Genomic DNA, 16620 nt, shown 5'->3' on the forward strand with positions numbered 1-16620 from the left:
TAGGGGGAAAGCCTGAACCCCGGGTTAACGGGCTATTTCGTCCCGAACATCCGGTCGCCCGCATCGCCCAGGCCGGGCACGATATAGCCGTGGTCGTCCAGCCGTTCGTCCAGTGAGGCCGTGAAGATCGGCACGTCGGGATGGGCCTGCCGCATCCGTTCCACCCCTTCCGGCGCGGCCAGCAGGCACAGGAAGCGCAGGTTCGTGGCCCCGCGCGCCTTCAGCATGTCGATGGCGGCGACCGAGGAGTTGCCGGTCGCTAGCATCGGATCGACGACGATGGTCAGGCGCGCGTCCAGTTCCTTGGGAACCTTGCAGTAATATTCCACCGGCATCAGCGTCTCGGGGTCGCGGTAAAGGCCCACGAAGCCCACGCGGGCGCCGGGGATCATCTCCAGAATGCCGTCCAGCAGCCCGTTCCCCGCCCGCAGGATCGAGATCAGGGCGAGCTTTTTCCCCTCCAGCGTAGGCGCGTCCATCTCGCACAGGGGGGTTTCGATGCGGGTGGTGGTCAGTTCCAGTTCGCGCGTGACCTCATAGGCCAGAAGCAGGCTGATTTCCCGCAACAGGCGGCGGAAGCCTGCGGTGGACACGTCCTTCTGGCGCATGATCGTCAGCTTGTGCTGGACAAGCGGGTGGTCGATGACGGTCAGGTGCTGGCTCACGGGAACTCCTTCAAAAGCCTGTCGCGGGTCGCTTGGTCGCAGAAGGCAGCCTCGGCGGCCCAGCGGTTGATCTGCGCGAGTTCCGTATCGCCCCAACCGAAGGCATCGGCAAGCCGGTCGTATTCGTGACGCATCGTCGTGCGGAAGAAGGGCGGGTCGTCGGTGGACACGGTGACGCGCACCCCGGCATCGGCAAGCCGCGCGACGGGATGGGCGGGCCAGCCGGGATAGACGCCAAGCGCGACGTTCGATCCGGGGCAGACTTCCAGCGTGACGCCCTTGTCGGCCAGGTCGCGGACCAGGGCCGCGTCCTCGATGGCGCGGACGCCGTGGCCGATGCGGGTGCAGCCAAGCGACAAGGCGTCGCGGATGCTGTCCGGGCCGCCCCATTCGCCCGCGTGGCAGGTCAGGCCAAGGCCCGCTTCGTTGGCGCAGTCGAAGGACCAGGCGTAGTCGGTCGCGCGTCCCACGGCCTCGGCCCCGCCCATGCCGAAGCCCGTGACCCAATCCCCCGCCGTTTCCGCCGCGCAGATCGCGGTCTTGCGGGCGCGGTCGGGGCCGAAATGGCGGATGATGGTCAGGATCGCGCGGCTGTCGATGCCCTGGGCGCGGGCCTTGTCGGCGACCTCGATCATGGCGGCCAGATAGTCGCGCCAGGCGGACAGATCCGCGCCGCCGCAGAACTCGGGCGAGACGAACAGTTCCGTGTAGATCACGCCCTGCTCGGCGGATCGTTCCAGCACCTCGGCCAGCAGGCGGGCGTAATCCTGCGGGGTTTGCAACACGCTGGTCGCGGCCTCGTAGCAGCGCAGGAAGCCGTCGAAGCCGTCATAGGCATAGTGGCCGCGTTCGTCGAAGACGCCGGTCAGGTCGGCGTGCTTTTCCTGGGCCAGGCCCCGGATGAAGGCGGGGGGTGCCGCGCCTTCCAGATGCAGGTGCAGTTCGATCTTCTTCACAGGAACGACCTTCCATGATCGGGCGCGGGCAGGCCCAGATGCACCAGGACCGAGGCGCCGATGTCGCTGAAGCCCACCAGACCGATCTCTCGCAGACCGAGGCCATGGCCCAGGACCGCCACCCGTTCGCGGGTGTGGTCGGTGCCGTGCCAGGACGGGTCGTTGCCGTGGTCGGCGGTGAAGATCGCCAGGTCGCCCGGGCGCAGCGTGACGAGGAACCGGCCGGCCACCCCGTCGAACCATTCCAGTTGCGCGGCATAGCCGGGGATGTCGCGGCGGTGGCCGAAATTCGTATCGAATTCGACGAAATTGGCGAAGGTCAGGCTGCCGGGTTCGGCATCCTTGCCAAGGCGGACCAAGTGGTCGGCCAGGTCGGCGTCGGACTTGCCCTTGTGCAGGTGGGTGATGCCGCGATGGCTGAAGATGTCGCCGATCTTGCCGATGGCATGGGTCACGCGGCCCGCGCCTTGCGCGATGTCCAAGATCGTGCGGCCCGGGGGCGCGATGGCGAAATCGCGGCGGTTGCCGGTGCGGCGGAATTCGCCCGGAGCCTCGCCCACGAAGGGGCGCGCGATCACGCGGCCCACGCGCATGGCGTGCAGGGTGGGGGCCAGCGATTCGCACAAGCCGATCAGCCGGTCCAGGCCGAAATGCTCCTCGTGTGCTGCGATCTGCAACACGCTGTCCACCGAGGTATAGCAGATCGGCCAGCCGCTGCGGATATGGTCGGCCCCGAAATCCTCGATCACCTGCGTGCCCGAGGCGTGGCAATTCGCCAGGATCCCCTTGGTCCCCGCCAGGTCGCAGATGCGGGCCGTCACCTCGGGCGGAAAGGCCGGGATGGTGTCAGGGAAATAGTGCCAATCCCAGGGCACCGGCACGCCCGCGATTTCCCAATGGCCCGAAGGCGTGTCCTTGCCTTTCGAGATTTCCGTGGCCGCCCCCCACAGCCCCTGCGGCGGCACCATCAGCCCGGGCGCGTCCTGCCCGGAGGCAAGGCGCACCGCCGCCCCCAGGCCAAGCCCGGCAAGGTTCGGCATGTGCAGCGGTCGGGCCTGCGCGATATGGGCAACGGTATTCGCGCCGGTATCGGGCCGGTCGCCGTTGAAGAACGCATCCGCATCGGGCGCGCCGCCGATGCCCACGCTGTCCATCACGATCAGGAAGGCGCGCCGATCCGTCACGGCGCGATCCTTTCGCGGACCAGGGGGCCGGGCGCGCCACCCTCGCCCAGGCGATAGGCGGCGTGGACTGCGGCAATGGCGACCTCGGCCGCGGTGTCGTCAGCGGCGTGGACCAGGGCCAGGGGGCGGCCGGGGCCGACCTCCTCACCCAGTTTCGCCAGCATGGACAGGCCCACGCGGGGGTCGATGGCCTCGCCCGCGCGGACGCGGCCGCCGCCCAAGGCCACGACGGCATGGCCAAGCGCGGTCACGTCGATCTGCGCCACGCGGCCTTCGGGCGCGGGAATGGGGCGGATGACCGGGGCAGGCGCCAGGTGCGCGTCGGGACGGTCCAGCAGATCGGCGGGGCCGCCCTGGGCCGCGATCATGCGGCCAAAGACCTCAGCCGCCGCGCCCGAATCCAGCAGGTCGGCCAGGTTGTCATCCCCCTGCCCGACAAGCCGCAGCACCTCGGACGCGAGCGCCAGCGTCAGGTCGCGCAGGGCGCCGGGTTCGCCGCGCAGGACACGGATCGACTCGGCCACCTCCAACGCGTTCCCGGCGCTGCGGGCCAAGGGCTGGTCCATGTCGGTGATCAGGGCCGAAGTCCTGCACCCCGCGCCATTCGCCGTTTCCACCAGGGCCTGCGCCAGGCGTTGGGACGATTCCGCCTTGCGCAGGAAGGCCCCCGACCCGGCCTTCACGTCCAGCACCAGCGCCTGCAACCCCGCCGCCAGCTTCTTGGACAGGATGGACGCCGTGATCAGGTCGATGGATTCCACCGTCGCCGATTCGTCGCGGATCGCATACAGCCTGCGGTCGGCGGGCGCGAAATCGCCGCTGGCCGCGACGATGGCGCAGCCCACGGTGCGGGTGATGCGGCGGAAATCATCCTCGGACTGGTCGCAGCGGTATCCGGGGATCGCCTCCAGCTTGTCCAGCGTGCCGCCGGTATGGCCCAGGCCACGGCCCGAGATCATCGGCACGAACATCCCCTTTGCTGCCAGCAGAGGGGCCAGCACCAGGCTGACCGCATCGCCGATGCCACCCGTGGAATGCTTGTCCACCACCGGCCCCGGCAGATCCCAGTGCAGCACATGGCCCGAATCGCGCATGGCCCGCGTCAGCGCCACGCGGCCCGGGGTGCCGATGCCCTTGACCAGCACCGCCATGGCAAAGGCCCCCGCCTGCGCGTCGCTGATCGACCCGTCGGCCAGGCCCTGCGCGATCAGCGCGGCGCCCGGGCCGTCCAGGCCGCGGCCGTCGCGGAGCGCCGCGATGACAGGGCGCGGGTCGGTCATTCCGCCTTGGCCATGTGCCCGGCGTCGAACCGGCCCGGCAGCAACTCGCCCACCGTGGTGGCCAGCGTCGCGCCGTCGATGGTCGCCAGCAGCACGGGGGTATGCCCGTTGCCGAATTCCGCCAGCTTCTGACGGCAGCCGCCGCAGGGGGGCACGGGGGACGGGCTGTCGGCGATCACCGCGACCTCGATCAGTTCCGTCTCGCCCGCCGCGACCATGGCGGCGATGGCCCCGGCCTCGGCGCAGGTCCCTTCGGGATAGGCCACGTTTTCCACGTTGCAGCCGCGATAGACGGCCCCCGAGGCGCCCCGGATGGCCGCGCCCACCTTGAACCGGGAATAGGGCACATAGGCCATTTCGCGCACCTCGCGGGCGGCATCCAGCAGCGACATCCGCTTCTCCTGTAATCGTTGCGACAGTTTCGCGCAGCGGTGCCGCTAACGCAAGCCGAAGGCTTCTGTTCCCCGGCCGGGAAATGGTTTAACGCTCAACCAATTCGCAGACCGAGGGGGCAGACATGGAAGAACGCAGGCAGGACAATGCCCGGCAAGAGGCGCTGGATTATCACGAATTCCCGCGCCCGGGTAAGCTGGAAATCCGGGCGACGAAGCCCCTGGCCAATGGCCGCGACCTGTCCCGCGCCTATTCCCCCGGCGTGGCCGAGGCCTGCCTGGAGATCAAGGCCGATCCCGCCACGGCCAGCCGCTATACCTCTCGGGCGAACCTGGTGGCGGTGGTGTCGAACGGCACGGCGGTCTTGGGCCTTGGCAATATCGGGGCTGCGGCGTCCAAGCCGGTGATGGAGGGCAAGGCCGTCCTGTTCAAGAAATTCGCCAATATCGACTGCTTCGATATCGAGGTGAACGAATCCGATCCCGAAAAGCTGGCCGACATCGTCTGCGCGCTGGAGCCGACCTTCGGCGCGATCAACCTGGAAGACATCAAGGCCCCCGACTGCTTCATCGTCGAAAAGCTGTGCCGGGAACGGATGAACATCCCCGTTTTCCACGACGACCAGCACGGCACCGCCATTGTCGTGGGCGCGGCGGCCACGAACGCGCTGCATGTCGCGGGCAAGCGGTTTTCCGACATCAAGGTGGTGTCCACCGGCGGCGGGGCGGCAGGGATCGCCTGCCTCAACATGCTGCTGAAGCTGGGGGTCAAGCGCGAGAATGTCTGGCTCTGCGACATCCACGGCCTTGTCTACAAGGGCCGGGTCGAGGACATGACCGTCCAGAAGGCCGCCTTCGCGCAGGACACCGACGCCCGCACCCTGGCCGAGGTGATCGCGGGCGCCGACCTGTTCCTGGGCCTGTCCGGTCCCGGCGTGCTGAAGCCTGACATGGTGGCGAAGATGGCCCGCCGCCCGATCATCTTCGCGCTGGCGAACCCCACGCCGGAAATCCTGCCCGACGAGGCCCGCGCGGTCGCCCCCGATGCCATCATCGCCACGGGCCGCAGCGATTTCCCGAACCAGGTGAACAACGTCCTGTGCTTCCCCTTCATCTTCCGGGGCGCGCTGGACGTGGGCGCGACCACCATCAACGCCGAGATGGAGCTGGCCTGCATCGAGGGCATCGCGGCCCTGGCCCGCGCCACCACCGCCGCCGAGGCCGCCGCCGCCTATCGCGGCGAGACGCTGACCTTCGGGCCGGAATACCTGATCCCGAAACCCTTCGACCCGCGCCTTGTCGGCGTGGTCAGCTCCGCCGTGGCCCGCGCCGCGATGGAAACCGGCGTGGCCACCCGCCCGCTGGAGGATCTGGAAACCTACAAGCGCAAGCTGGACAGTTCGGTCTTCCGGTCCGCCCTTATCATGCGCCCCGTGTTTGAAGCCGCCGCCACCGCCACCCGCCGCATCGCATTCGCCGAGGGCGAGGATGAACGCGTCCTGCGCGCCGCCAATGCCATGCTGGAGGAAACGACCGACGTGCCGATCCTGATCGGCCGCCCCGAGGTGATCGCCATGCGCGCCGAACGCGCGGGCCTGCCGATCCGCCCCGAGCGCGATTTCGAGATCGTGAACCCCGAGAACGACCCCCGCTACCGCGATTACTGGGAAACCTATCACCAGCTGATGGCCCGGCGCGGCGTCAGCCCCGACATCGCCCGCGCGATCATGCGCACAAACACCACCGCCATCGCGGGCGTGATGGTCCATCGCGGAGAGGCCGACAGCCTGATCTGCGGCACCTTCGGGCAATATTCCTGGCACCTGCGCTATATCCGCGAGATCCTGGCCCGCGACGGCCTGAACCCCATCGGCGCGCTGTCCATGATCATCCTGGAGGATGGGCCGCTGTTCGTCGCCGACACGCAATGCCACGACGATCCGACGCCGCAGCAGGTGATGGACACGGTGATGGGCGCCGCGCGCCATGTCCGCCGCTTCGGCCTGACGCCCAAGATCGCGCTCTGCTGCCATTCGCAGTTCGGGAACCTGGACACCTATACCGGCCGCAAGATGCGCGAGGCCCTGGCCCTGCTGGACGCCCGCAAGCCCGACTTCATGTATGACGGCGAAATGCACGTCGACTCGGCCCTCAGCCCGGAACTGCGGGAACGGATCTTCCCCGGCTCGCGGCTGGAAGGCGTGGCGAACGTGCTGGTCTTTGCGGGCACCGACGCGGCATCGGGTGTCAGGAACGCGCTGAAGATGCGCGCCAACGGGCTGGAGGTCGGGCCGATCCTGATGGGCATGGGCAACCGCGCCCATATCGTCACCCCATCCATCACCACGCGCGGGCTTCTGAACATGAGCGTTCTCGCCGGAACCCCGGTCGCCCATTACAGTTGATCCTCCACGCCGGGCGATTCGCTTCAAGGACCGCCCGGCACGCTGCACCTGCATTGCCGCATTTGCAAACTACGTGGCCCCGCATGGACTGGTTTGCAGGTTTTTCCGGTTTGCAAACGCTTCCGGCCCATATCTGCTATATTTTGCCACATGCCTCTTACCTGCCCCGCTAACATTGTTGCGCAAAGCCTCGCCGCTTGCGTAACACATGCGGCAGGAGTGAGGAGATACCGCCATGTCGTATCGCGACACCTATGCCGCCTGGCAGTCGGACCCCGAGGGGTTCTGGCTGGACGCCGCCCGCAAGATCGACTGGGACCGCCCCCCAAGCCGGGCCTTCTTCGACGGGGGACCGGCCGGGGAATGGTTCGCGGACGGCACCCTGAACGCCTGCTGGAACTGCGTTGACCGCCATGTCGAGGCCGGACGCGGCGACCAGCTTGCCATCATCCATGACAGCCCGATCACCCGGTCCTATCGCGGCATCACCTATGCCGAATTGCGCGACCGGGTCGCCAGCCTGGCAGGCGCCCTGCGCGCCAAGGGCATCGAAAAGGGCGACCGGGTCATCATCTACATGCCCATGGTCCCCGAGGCGCTGGAGGCGATGCTGGCCTGCGCCCGCCTGGGCGCGATCCATTCCGTCGTCTTCGGCGGCTTCGCGGCGCATGAACTGGCCGTCCGCATCAACGACGCCACGCCCAAGGCGATCATCGCCGCGTCCTGCGGGGTCGAACCGGGCCGGATCGTCCATTACAAGCCGCTGCTGGACCGGGCGATCGACGAAGCGACGCACAAGCCCGACTTCTGCGTGATCCTGCAACGGGAACAAGAGGTGGCCGAACTGACCCCGGGCCGCGACGTGGCCTGGCACAGCTTTCAATACGGCGTCGAACCCGCCGAATGCGTCCCGGTCGAGGGGAACCACCCGGCCTATGTCCTTTACACCTCGGGGACCACGGGCCAGCCCAAGGGCGTGGTGCGCCATACCGGGGGGCACATGGTCGCGCTCGCCTGGTCGATGAAGAACGTCTATGACATCGAGGCGGGCGACGTGTTCTGGGCGGCCTCGGACGTGGGTTGGGTCGTGGGCCACAGCTATATCTGCTATGGCCCGCTGGCCGTCGGCGCCACCACCATCGTGTTCGAGGGCAAGCCGGTGGGCACCCCCGACGCCGCCGCCTATTGGCGGGTGATCCAGAACCACCGCGTCAAAAGCGTCTTCAGCGCCCCCACCGCGATCCGCGCCATCCGCCGCGAAGACCCGGACGGCACGCTGATCGGCGACTACAACCTGCGTCATTTCAAGACGCTGTATCTGGCGGGCGAACGCGCCGATCCCGACACCATCCAGTGGGCCGAGGAAAAGCTGGGCGTGCCGGTCATCGACCACTGGTGGCAGACCGAAACCGGCTGGCCCATCGCCGCGAACCCGGTCGGGATCGAACTGCTGCCGGTCAAGCACGGCAGCCCCTCGGTCGCGCTGCCGGGCTATGACGTGCAGGTTCTGGACGAGGAGGGCCATCCCGTTCCCCCCGGCACCCTGGGCGCGGTTGCGATCAAGCTGCCCCTGCCGCCGGGCACCCTGCCGACCCTGTGGAACGCCGCCGACCGCTTCACCAAGTCCTATCTGTCGCATTTCCCCGGCTATTACGAAACGGGCGACGCGGGCTATATCGACGAGGACGGCTACCTGTATATCATGGCCCGCACCGACGACGTGATCAACGTCGCGGGCCATCGCCTGTCCACCGGCGCGATGGAGGAGGTTCTGTCAGCCCACCCCGCCGTGGCCGAATGCGCGGTGATCGGCGTGGCCGACAGCCTGAAGGGCCAGATGCCGCTGGGCTTCCTGTGCCTGAAGAAGGGCACGAACACCCCCGACACCCAGGTCGTGAAGGAAGTCGTGGGCATGGTCCGCGACCAGATCGGCCCGGTCGCGGCCTTCAGGACCGCCTGCGTGGTGGACCGCCTGCCCAAGACGCGGTCGGGCAAGATCCTGCGCGCCACGATGGTCAAGATCGCGGATGGCCAGCCCTTCAACACCCCCGCCACCATCGACGACCCCGCCATCCTGGACGAGATCGCCACCGCCCTGCGCGCCGTCGGTTATCCGCAGCACGCCTGACAAAGATTTGCCGAACCAAAGCGCTGCCTCCGCGTTCGATTGCCGGAGGCGCGCATGACCGAAAAAATACCACCCGTCATCGACCACATCCACCTGCGGTCGGTCCATCTCGACCAGGCCATGGCCTTCTACCAGGCCGTGTTCGAGGCCCTGGGCCGGGGCGACGACGTCCGCATCGGCCGCGACTGGCTGGAAATCGACGGTTTCTACCTGGACCAGGCCGATGCCCATACCCCGCCCAGCCGGATCCACCTGGCCTTCATTGCCCATTCCCGCGAGGCGGTGCAGACCTTCCACGCCGCCGGCCTGACCGCAGGCGGCACCGACAACGGCGCGCCGGGATTGCGCGATTACCATCCCGGCTATTACGCCGCCTATCTCTGCGACCCCGACGGCAACAATATCGAGGCGAAGTTCGACGAACGCGCCGCCTAGCCCAGATCCGCCCCCAACCCCTGCATCAAGGGCAGGAAGTCGGGGAACGAGGTCGCGATGGGCGCGCCGTCGTCGATGGAGACCGGCGCCTCGGTCGCCAAGCCCAGCACCAGGAAGGACATGGCGATCCGGTGGTCCAGATGCGTGACCGCCATGCCGCCGCCCGGCACGCGGCCCATGCCGTGAACGGTCAGGCTGTCCCGGGTTTCCTCGACCGTCACGCCATTGGCTTCCAGCCCGCGCGCCATGGCGTCGATGCGGTCGCTTTCCTTGACGCGCAGTTCCGCCACGCCGTTCATCACGGTCGCGCCCTCGGCAAAGGCAGCAATCACGGACAGGATCGGGAATTCGTCTATCATGCTGGCCGCGCGTTCCGCCGGAACGGTGACGCCCTTCAGGGGGCCATGGCGGACCAGCAGGTCGGCCACCGGCTCGCCCCCTTCCTCGCGCGGGTTTTCAAAGGCGATGTCCGCGCCCATGTCCAGCAGCGTGACATACAGCCCGTCACGGGTCGGGTTGCGGCTGACGCCGGGCACGCGGATCTCGGATCCTGGCACGATCAGCGCGGCGGCCACCGGAAAGGCCGCGCTGGACGGATCGCGCGGCACGGCCACCGGCTGCGCGCGCAGTTCGGGGCGGCCTTGCAGCGTGATGACATGGCCTTCGTCCGTCGTCTCGGTTCGGATATCCGCGCCAAAGCCCGCCAGCATCCGTTCGGAATGATCGCGGGTGGGTTCGGATTCAATCACCACCGTCTCGCCCGGCACATTCAGGCCCGCCAGCAGGATCGCCGACTTGATCTGCGCGCTGGCGACCGGCGTGCGGTAACACACGGGCAGCGGATCGGCCGCGCCTTCGATGGTGATCGGCAACCGCCCGCCTTCGCGCGCGGTGATCTGCGCGCCGAACAGGGCCAGCGGATCGGTCACGCGGGCCATCGGGCGGCGCGACAGGCTGGCATCGCCGGTGAAGGTCGCGGTGATCGGCGTCGTGGCCATGGCCCCCATGATCAGCCGCACGCCGGTGCCGGAATTGCCGCAGTCGATCACGCCCTCGGGTTCGGAAAACCCGCCGACGCCCACCCCATGCACCGACCATTCGCCCTGCCCCAGCCGTTCGACCTGGGCGCCAAAGGCCGCCATCGCCTTGGCCGTGTCCAGCACGTCCTGGCCTTCCAGCAATCCGGTGATCCGCGTCTCGCCCACCGACAGCGCGCCCAGGATCAGCGCGCGGTGGCTGATCGACTTGTCGCCCGGAACGGTCGCGACCCCGCGCAGGGCGCCGCTGCGGCGGGCGGTCATGGGGCGGGGATCGGACGAATGGGACATGGGCACACCTGTTGATTGCGCGGGTCTTTTACCGCTGGCGCGTGACCTCTGCCACCCCTAGAACAGCGGGACGGAGGCCGTGATGAACGAACTGGATGCGCTGCGGGCGCTGGCGGATGCCGGCAAGGCCGACGAGATGCTGGCCTGGCACAAGGCGGCGCGGACCTATCTGGGCGTCGCGAACCCGCAGATCGACGACCTGGTGGCCGAATGGCGCGCCTCCCGCGACCTGGACGGGCGCATTGCCCTGGCGGCAGCCTTGTGGAACAGCGACATCCACGAGGCGCGCCTTGCCGCGGCCAAGCTGCTGACGCAGGCCCGCATCCGCCCCGACGAGGCCGCGTGGGCGCTGATCGCCTCATGGGTGCCGCAGTTCGACGGCTGGGCCATCGCCGACCACGCGATGATCGCAGGGCAAAAGCGGCTGGTGGCCGATCCCGCCCGGCTGGATCAGGTCGAAGCCTGGCTGGATCACCCGAACCCCTGGACCCGCCGCGCGGCCCTGGTGGGCACCCTGCCCTGGGCCAAGATGAACAACCCCAAGCCCGCCGATCTGGAGGCGCGCGAACGCGTGCTGGACTGGGCCGCACGGCTGGCGGACGACCGGGACACCTTCATCCAGAAGGCCATCGCCTGGTGGCTGCGCGATCTGTCCAAACGCGACGCGCCCCGCGTCCGCGCCTTCCTGGCCGATCACGGGGCGCGGATGAAGCCCTTTGCGCGCAAGGACGTGGCGCGGCTGGTTCAGGACCGATAAACCTCGATCGTCGGCAGGTCGGTCAGCGACACGCCCAGCAATTGCAGGGCGGGCAAGGACACCTGCGATCCGCCGCTGGCCGGGCCGTCCAGCGGGATCAGGTCCACCTTGGCCGACTTGCCGGTCGCCGGATCCACGATCCGGCCCAGTCCGCGTTCCTTGACCAGCGGCGTCTTGATCCAGAACCCGCCCTCGGTCGGATCGCCAAGCGAGGCGATGGTGCTGCCCAGCTTCGTCTCGGCCGCCTGGGCGGGCCTTGCGGCCTCGGCCCGCTGTTCCGGCGTGGTCGTGTCCAGTTGCGCCGCCGTTGCGCGGGCCGCCGGACGCGGCGCGGGTGCGCGGGTGACGGCGGTCGCCGCCGCCACCTGTTCGGTCGTCATCTGCGTCTTCGGGGCCGCCGTGCTGCGGCTGGCGGTCATCGCCCCTTCGGTGCAGCCCGCCAGAAGGCCCGCAGTCAGGATCAGCGCCGGTGCGGCGGTGGTGATACGCATGGATTGTCCCTTCTGTCCCGTTCTCGCGCGCAGCCTAGCCTGCCCGGCGCGACCCCGTCCAGCCGCTCGCCGCTTGTGCGCGGCCTCGCGCGCGCCTAGATTGGGACCATGCAACAGTCGGCCCCCCTTATCGACCCCTTCGCGCGGCCGATCACCTATCTGCGGGTGTCGGTCACGGACCGCTGCGATTTCCGCTGCGTCTATTGCATGGCCGAACACATGCAGTTCCTGCCCAAGGCCGAGCTTCTGACGCTGGAGGAACTGGACCGCCTGTGCAGCGCCTTCGTGGACCTGGGCGTGCGCAAGCTGCGCATCACCGGGGGCGAGCCGCTGGTGCGGCGCAACATCATGTCCTTCTTCCACGCCATGTCGCGCCATCTTGGCACGGGGCTGGACGAACTGACGCTGACCACCAACGGCAGCCAGTTGGGTCGATACGCCAGCGAGCTGGCCGATTGCGGCATCCGACGGGTCAATGTCTCGCTGGACACGCTGGACCCCGACAAGTTCGCGGCGATCACCCGCTGGGGCCGCCTGCCGCAGGTGCTGGACGGCATCCGCGCCGCCACCGCCGCAGGCCTTCGGGTCAAGATCAACGCCGTGGCGCTGAAAGGCGTGAACGACAGCGAGTTGTTCGACCTGGTCCGCTGGTGCGGCGACCAAGGCCACGACCTGACCTTCATCGAGGTCATGCCGATGGGCGATCTGGGGAACGAGGATCGGCTGGACCAGTATTGGCCGCTGTCCGACCTGCGCGCGCGACTGGCCGAACGTTTTACCCTGATCGACCTGGCCGAACGCACCGGCGGCCCGGCCCGCTATGTCCGCCTGCAGGAAACCGGCCAGAAGATCGGCTTCATCACGCCGCTGACCCACAATTTCTGCGAAAGCTGCAACCGCGTGCGCCTGACCTGCACCGGGGAACTTTACATGTGCCTGGGCCAGGAAGATCGCGCCGACCTGCGCGCGCCCTTGCGGGCCTCCGCCGACGATGCGGCGGTGAAAGATGCCATCCGCGCCGCCATCGCGCACAAGCCCAAGGGCCACGATTTCGACTATTCCCGCCAGACCGTCGCCGGCCAGATGTCCCGCCACATGAGCCATACCGGCGGATAGGGTGCGTGCCTGCACGCACCGGAACGTACCCTACTCGGCCGCTTGAACGCCTGCTTCCGCCTCGATCTTCTCGGCCCGTTCCTCGACCAGTTGCACGATATGGTCGATCATCTGCGCGTTCGTCATCTTGTGGCTCTGCCGCCCGGCCATATAGACCATGCCGCTGCCCGCGCCGCCGCCGGTGAAGCCGATATCGGTCATCAGCGCCTCGCCCGGGCCGTTAACCACGCAGCCGATGATCGACAGCGACATGGGCGTCTTGATGTGTTCCAGCCGCTTTTCCAGCGCCTCGACGGTGCGAATCACGTCGAACCCCTGCCGCGCGCAGGACGGGCAGGAGATGATCTGCACCCCCCGCGTCCGCAGGCCCAGCGACTTGAGGATCTCGAACCCGACCTTCACCTCCTCGACCGGATCGGCGGACAGGCTGACGCGGATCGTGTCGCCGATGCCCATCCACAGCAGGTTGCCAAGCCCTATGGCCGACTTCACCGTGCCGCCGACGAATCCGCCCGCCTCGGTGATGCCCAGATGGATCGGCGCGTCCGTCGCATCCGCAAGCTGCTGATAGGCGGCGGCGGACAGGAACACGTCGCTGGCCTTCACGCTGATCTTGAATTCGTGGAAATCGTTGTCCTGAAGGATCTTGATGTGATCCAGACCCGACTCGACCATCGCATCCGGGCAAGGCTCGCCGTATTTCTCCAGCAGGTGTCGTTCCAGCGAACCGGCATTGACACCGATGCGGATCGAACAGCCGTGGTCCTTGGCTGCCTTGATGACCTCGCGCACGCGGGTGGCATCGCCGATATTGCCGGGGTTGATGCGCAGGCAGGCCGCGCCCGCCTCGGCGGCCTCGATGGCGCGCTTGTAGTGGAAATGGATGTCGGCCACGATCGGCACCGGGCTTTCGCGGCAGATCTCGCGCAGCGCCCGCGTGGTTTCCTGGTCGGGCGCGGAAATCCGCACGATGTCGGCCCCCGCGTCGGCGGCGCGGATCACCTGGTCCAGCGTGGCGCGCACGTCATGGCCGTTGGTGTTGGTCATAGTCTGCACGCTGATCGGCGCGTCGCCCCCCACGGGAACGCGGCCCACCATGATCTGGCGCGACTTGCGACGCTCGATGTTGCGCCAGGGACGGATGGGGTTCAGCGACATGCAAGGCCTCCGCGGGTTCGCCCTTTGCAGATAAGCCATCGCGGCCAAACCGGCAACCGCCGCACGGGGCTTTGATCAGGCAGGCAGCCGCAGGGCCGTCATCACCGTGGCCAGCGTGCTGCGCGGCAGCATCAGCAGCATCTTGCCCTCGATCCGCAGGGTGACGACGCCGTTCGCCCTGTTGGACGTGCCCACACGTCCGCCCGGCGCGAACTCGATCCCCTCGATGGGCCATTCCAGGCCCGTGCTGATCCCCCGCGCCGGTCCCATGGGATACAGCGACACGCGCGTCCCCGGCATCAGCGGCAAGGTCAACCGGGACGGTGCCACAAACACCACGTCATCCGAGGCCAGCAGGATCACGAAGGGCCGGGGGGTATAGGCCATGGTGGTCAGCGCCGACAGCGTGTGATCCAGCCGCAGGCCCGCAAATCCCACCGCCATCACGAAGGGCGCGGCGATGCGGGTCAGGCATTTGGTGAAATCGGTGCTGTCCTGCTCGGCCACGTGATGGATGCGCCCCGCCGGGATCAGCTTCCTCGCCCCCGGGGTGATGCTGTCCAGATCGCCGATCACCCAGTCCGGCGTTCGGCCCAGGGCAAGCGCCCGGTCCGCGCCCCCATCCGCCGCCACCAGGGTGGGCGCCACCACAAGCGCCGTCTGCAGGTCATAGGGCGTGGCCGTGCCCCCGCCGATCACCGTCACCCCCCGGTCCGAGATGACCAGCGGCGGAATCATTCCCCGCGCCCGATGCCGGAAAAGACCCGCTTGAAGGGAAGGATCCACAGGATGCCAAGGCCCACATAGATCGCGACCTCGACCAGGATCGGCTGGCGGCCAAAGCGCGCATCCATCCAGTTGACCAGCGTCACCGCCGCCACGACATACAGCGGCATCCCGACTACCAGGATCAGCAGCGACAGCCGTTTGCGCGTCTTCAGGTTCATCACCGCCTCCCCTTTTCACTTTGGTCTAAATATCCCACGGGGGTCCGGGGGTGTGAAACCCCCGGCTTGCGCCCTCAATCGGCAAAAGGATCCGTCACCAGGATCGTATCGTCCCGCTCGGGACTGGTCGAGAGCAGCGCGACCGGGCATTGGATCAGTTCCTCGACCCGGCGCACATACTTGATCGCCGCCGCCGGAAGATCGGCCCAGGACCGCGCCCCCTGGGTCGACTCCTGCCAGCCCTCCATTTCCTCATAGATCGGCGTGACCTTGGCCTGCAAGGCGGCGGCGGTCGGCAGGTAATCGTATTTCACCCCGTCGATCTCGTATCCCACGCAGATCTTCAGAGTCTCGAACCCGTCCAGCACATCCAGCTTGGTCAGGGCGATGCCGTTCACGCCGCTGATGGCGCAGGTCTGGCGCACCAGCACCGCGTCGAACCAGCCGCAGCGCCGCTTGCGGCCCGTGACGGTGCCGAATTCATGCCCCCGCTCGCCCAGACGCTGGCCGTCGCCGTCGTGCAATTCGGTCGGGAACGGCCCCTCGCCCACGCGGGTGGTATAGGCCTTGACGATCCCCAGCACGAAGCCGATGGCCGACGGCCCCATGCCGGTCCCCGAGGCCGCCATCCCCGACATCGTGGTCGAGCTGGTGACATAGGGATAGGTGCCGAAGTCGATGTCCAGAAGCGAGCCCTGCGCGCCCTCGAACAGGATGCGCTTTCCGGCCTTGCGGGCGTCGGCCATGATCTTCCAGACCGGCTGGGCATAGGGCAGCAGCTTCGGCGCGATCTCCAGCAATTTGGACTTCAGATCCGCCCGGTCGATGGGTTCCGCGCCAAGGCCCTGGCGCAGCGCGTCGTGATGGGCCAGCAGACGGTCCAGGCGCGCGTCCAGCGTTTCCTCGTCGCCCAGGTCGGCCACGCGGATCGTGCGGCGGCCCACCTTGTCCTCATAGGCGGGGCCGATGCCGCGCCCGGTGGTGCCGATCTTCGAGGCACCGGCCGCTTCCTCGCGCAGCTTGTCCAGATCCTGGTGCAAGGGCAGGATCAGCGGGGTATTTTCCGCGATCATCAGGTTGTCGGTGCTGATGGCGACGCCCTGCCCCGCCAGCTTGTCGATTTCGGAAAACAGCGACCAGGGGTCCAGCACCACGCCGTTGCCGATCACCGCCAGCTTGCCTTCCCGCACGATGCCCGACGGCAGCAGCGACAGCTTGAAGACCTTGCCGCCGATGACCAGCGTGTGCCCGGCATTGTGGCCGCCCTGGAAGCGGGCGATCACGTCGGCCCGCTCGCTCAGCCAATCGACGATCTTGCCCTTGCCCTCGTCGCCCCATTGCGCGCCGACAACCACCACATTGGCCATGAACGGTCCTT

General features: G+C 68.0%; 16 protein-coding genes. 5 read left to right on the plus strand and 11 right to left on the minus strand.

Features of this window, described 5'->3' with window-relative positions:
- Nucleotides 1-32: 32 nt before the first annotated feature.
- The 5 genes from upp to JX613_RS00915 are packed head-to-tail and all read right to left on the minus strand — an operon-like array spanning nt 33 to nt 4504.
- Nucleotides 33-665 (minus strand): uracil phosphoribosyltransferase, encoded by a 633-nt coding sequence (gene upp / locus JX613_RS00895; protein ID WP_207099559.1) that lies wholly within the window; start codon nt 663-665, stop codon nt 33-35.
- Nucleotides 662-1621 (minus strand): adenosine deaminase, encoded by a 960-nt coding sequence (locus JX613_RS00900; RefSeq protein WP_207099560.1) that lies wholly within the window; start codon nt 1619-1621, stop codon nt 662-664. Before JX613_RS00900 ends, upp begins: the two co-directional genes overlap by 4 nt.
- Complete coding sequence (locus JX613_RS00905) at nt 1618-2805, minus strand: phosphopentomutase (protein ID WP_207099561.1); 1188 nt, start codon at nt 2803-2805, stop codon at nt 1618-1620. Before JX613_RS00905 ends, JX613_RS00900 begins: the two co-directional genes overlap by 4 nt.
- Complete coding sequence (locus JX613_RS00910; RefSeq protein WP_207099562.1) at nt 2802-4085, minus strand: thymidine phosphorylase; 1284 nt, start codon at nt 4083-4085, stop codon at nt 2802-2804. The genes JX613_RS00905 and JX613_RS00910 overlap by 4 nt, the downstream gene beginning before the upstream one ends.
- Complete coding sequence (locus JX613_RS00915; protein ID WP_336512256.1) at nt 4082-4504, minus strand: cytidine deaminase; 423 nt, start codon at nt 4502-4504, stop codon at nt 4082-4084. Before JX613_RS00915 ends, JX613_RS00910 begins: the two co-directional genes overlap by 4 nt.
- A gap of 98 nt (nt 4505-4602) precedes the next feature.
- Here JX613_RS00915 and JX613_RS00920 point away from each other — a divergent pair, with 98 nt between their 5' ends.
- From JX613_RS00920 to JX613_RS00930, 3 genes are all read left to right on the plus strand, one after another.
- A complete protein-coding gene (locus tag JX613_RS00920) occupies nt 4603-6882 on the plus strand; it encodes an NADP-dependent malic enzyme (protein ID WP_207099564.1) in 2280 nt (759 codons plus the stop codon).
- A 235-nt stretch (nt 6883-7117) separates the two neighbouring features.
- Nucleotides 7118-9010, plus strand: a complete 1893-nt coding sequence (locus JX613_RS00925) for a propionyl-CoA synthetase (RefSeq protein ID WP_207099565.1) — start codon at nt 7118-7120, stop codon at nt 9008-9010.
- A gap of 54 nt (nt 9011-9064) precedes the next feature.
- Nucleotides 9065-9445, plus strand: a complete 381-nt coding sequence (locus tag JX613_RS00930) for a VOC family protein (RefSeq protein ID WP_207099566.1) — start codon at nt 9065-9067, stop codon at nt 9443-9445.
- Here JX613_RS00930 and aroA read toward each other — a convergent pair.
- A complete protein-coding gene (gene aroA, locus JX613_RS00935) occupies nt 9442-10773 on the minus strand; it encodes a 3-phosphoshikimate 1-carboxyvinyltransferase (RefSeq protein WP_207099567.1) in 1332 nt (443 codons plus the stop codon). The two genes, JX613_RS00930 and aroA, sit on opposite strands and share 4 nt — an antisense overlap.
- An 82-nt stretch (nt 10774-10855) precedes the next feature.
- Here aroA and JX613_RS00940 point away from each other — a divergent pair, with 82 nt between their 5' ends.
- Nucleotides 10856-11530, plus strand: coding sequence for a DNA alkylation repair protein (locus tag JX613_RS00940; RefSeq protein ID WP_207099568.1), 675 nt, complete (start codon nt 10856-10858; stop codon nt 11528-11530).
- Here JX613_RS00940 and JX613_RS00945 read toward each other — a convergent pair.
- Nucleotides 11518-12021 carry a hypothetical protein gene (locus tag JX613_RS00945; protein ID WP_207099569.1) on the minus strand — a complete coding sequence of 168 codons (504 nt, stop codon included), beginning with the start codon at nt 12019-12021 and terminating at the stop codon, nt 11518-11520. The genes JX613_RS00940 and JX613_RS00945 overlap by 13 nt on opposite strands.
- Nucleotides 12022-12129: 108 nt before the next feature.
- Between JX613_RS00945 and moaA the strand changes: the two genes are divergently transcribed.
- On the plus strand, nt 12130-13137 hold the full coding sequence (gene moaA / locus JX613_RS00950; protein WP_207099570.1) for a GTP 3',8-cyclase MoaA: 1008 nt from the start codon (nt 12130-12132) through the stop codon (nt 13135-13137).
- A gap of 30 nt (nt 13138-13167) precedes the next feature.
- Here the strand turns inward: moaA and ispG are convergent, their stop codons facing one another.
- From ispG to JX613_RS00970, 4 genes are all read right to left on the minus strand, one after another.
- Complete coding sequence (gene ispG / locus JX613_RS00955; RefSeq protein WP_207099571.1) at nt 13168-14295, minus strand: flavodoxin-dependent (E)-4-hydroxy-3-methylbut-2-enyl-diphosphate synthase; 1128 nt, start codon at nt 14293-14295, stop codon at nt 13168-13170.
- A 75-nt stretch (nt 14296-14370) separates the two neighbouring features.
- Nucleotides 14371-15033 carry a thiamine diphosphokinase gene (locus tag JX613_RS00960; RefSeq protein WP_207099572.1) on the minus strand — a complete coding sequence of 221 codons (663 nt, stop codon included), beginning with the start codon at nt 15031-15033 and terminating at the stop codon, nt 14371-14373.
- Nucleotides 15030-15242: a DUF2842 domain-containing protein gene (locus tag JX613_RS00965; protein WP_207099573.1), complete on the minus strand. Its 213-nt coding sequence runs from the start codon at nt 15240-15242 to the stop codon at nt 15030-15032. The genes JX613_RS00960 and JX613_RS00965 overlap by 4 nt, the downstream gene beginning before the upstream one ends.
- A gap of 74 nt (nt 15243-15316) precedes the next feature.
- On the minus strand, nt 15317-16609 hold the full coding sequence (locus JX613_RS00970) for an adenylosuccinate synthase (RefSeq protein ID WP_207099849.1): 1293 nt from the start codon (nt 16607-16609) through the stop codon (nt 15317-15319).
- Nucleotides 16610-16620 lie beyond the last annotated feature (11 nt).

This window comes from Paracoccus shandongensis, from assembly GCF_017315735.1.
Taxonomy (GTDB): Bacteria; Pseudomonadota; Alphaproteobacteria; order Rhodobacterales; family Rhodobacteraceae; genus Paracoccus; species Paracoccus shandongensis.

Excerpts from the sequence above, each read along its gene's own strand:
- JX613_RS00910 (WP_207099562.1), bottom strand. The coding sequence starts at position 4,085 with ATGACCGACCCGCGCCCTGTCATCGCGGCGCTCCGCGACGGCCGCGGC.
- JX613_RS00920 (WP_207099564.1), top strand. The coding sequence starts at position 4,603 with ATGGAAGAACGCAGGCAGGACAATGCCCGGCAAGAGGCGCTGGATTAT.
- JX613_RS00925 (WP_207099565.1), top strand. The coding sequence starts at position 7,118 with ATGTCGTATCGCGACACCTATGCCGCCTGGCAGTCGGACCCCGAGGGG.
- JX613_RS00930 (WP_207099566.1), top strand. The coding sequence starts at position 9,065 with ATGACCGAAAAAATACCACCCGTCATCGACCACATCCACCTGCGGTCG.
- aroA (WP_207099567.1), bottom strand. The coding sequence starts at position 10,773 with ATGTCCCATTCGTCCGATCCCCGCCCCATGACCGCCCGCCGCAGCGGC.
- JX613_RS00940 (WP_207099568.1), top strand. The coding sequence starts at position 10,856 with ATGAACGAACTGGATGCGCTGCGGGCGCTGGCGGATGCCGGCAAGGCC.
- JX613_RS00945 (WP_207099569.1), bottom strand. The coding sequence starts at position 12,021 with ATGCGTATCACCACCGCCGCACCGGCGCTGATCCTGACTGCGGGCCTT.
- moaA (WP_207099570.1), top strand. The coding sequence starts at position 12,130 with ATGCAACAGTCGGCCCCCCTTATCGACCCCTTCGCGCGGCCGATCACC.
- ispG (WP_207099571.1), bottom strand. The coding sequence starts at position 14,295 with ATGTCGCTGAACCCCATCCGTCCCTGGCGCAACATCGAGCGTCGCAAG.
- JX613_RS00960 (WP_207099572.1), bottom strand. The coding sequence starts at position 15,033 with ATGATTCCGCCGCTGGTCATCTCGGACCGGGGGGTGACGGTGATCGGC.
- JX613_RS00965 (WP_207099573.1), bottom strand. The coding sequence starts at position 15,242 with ATGAACCTGAAGACGCGCAAACGGCTGTCGCTGCTGATCCTGGTAGTC.
- JX613_RS00970 (WP_207099849.1), bottom strand. The coding sequence starts at position 16,609 with ATGGCCAATGTGGTGGTTGTCGGCGCGCAATGGGGCGACGAGGGCAAG.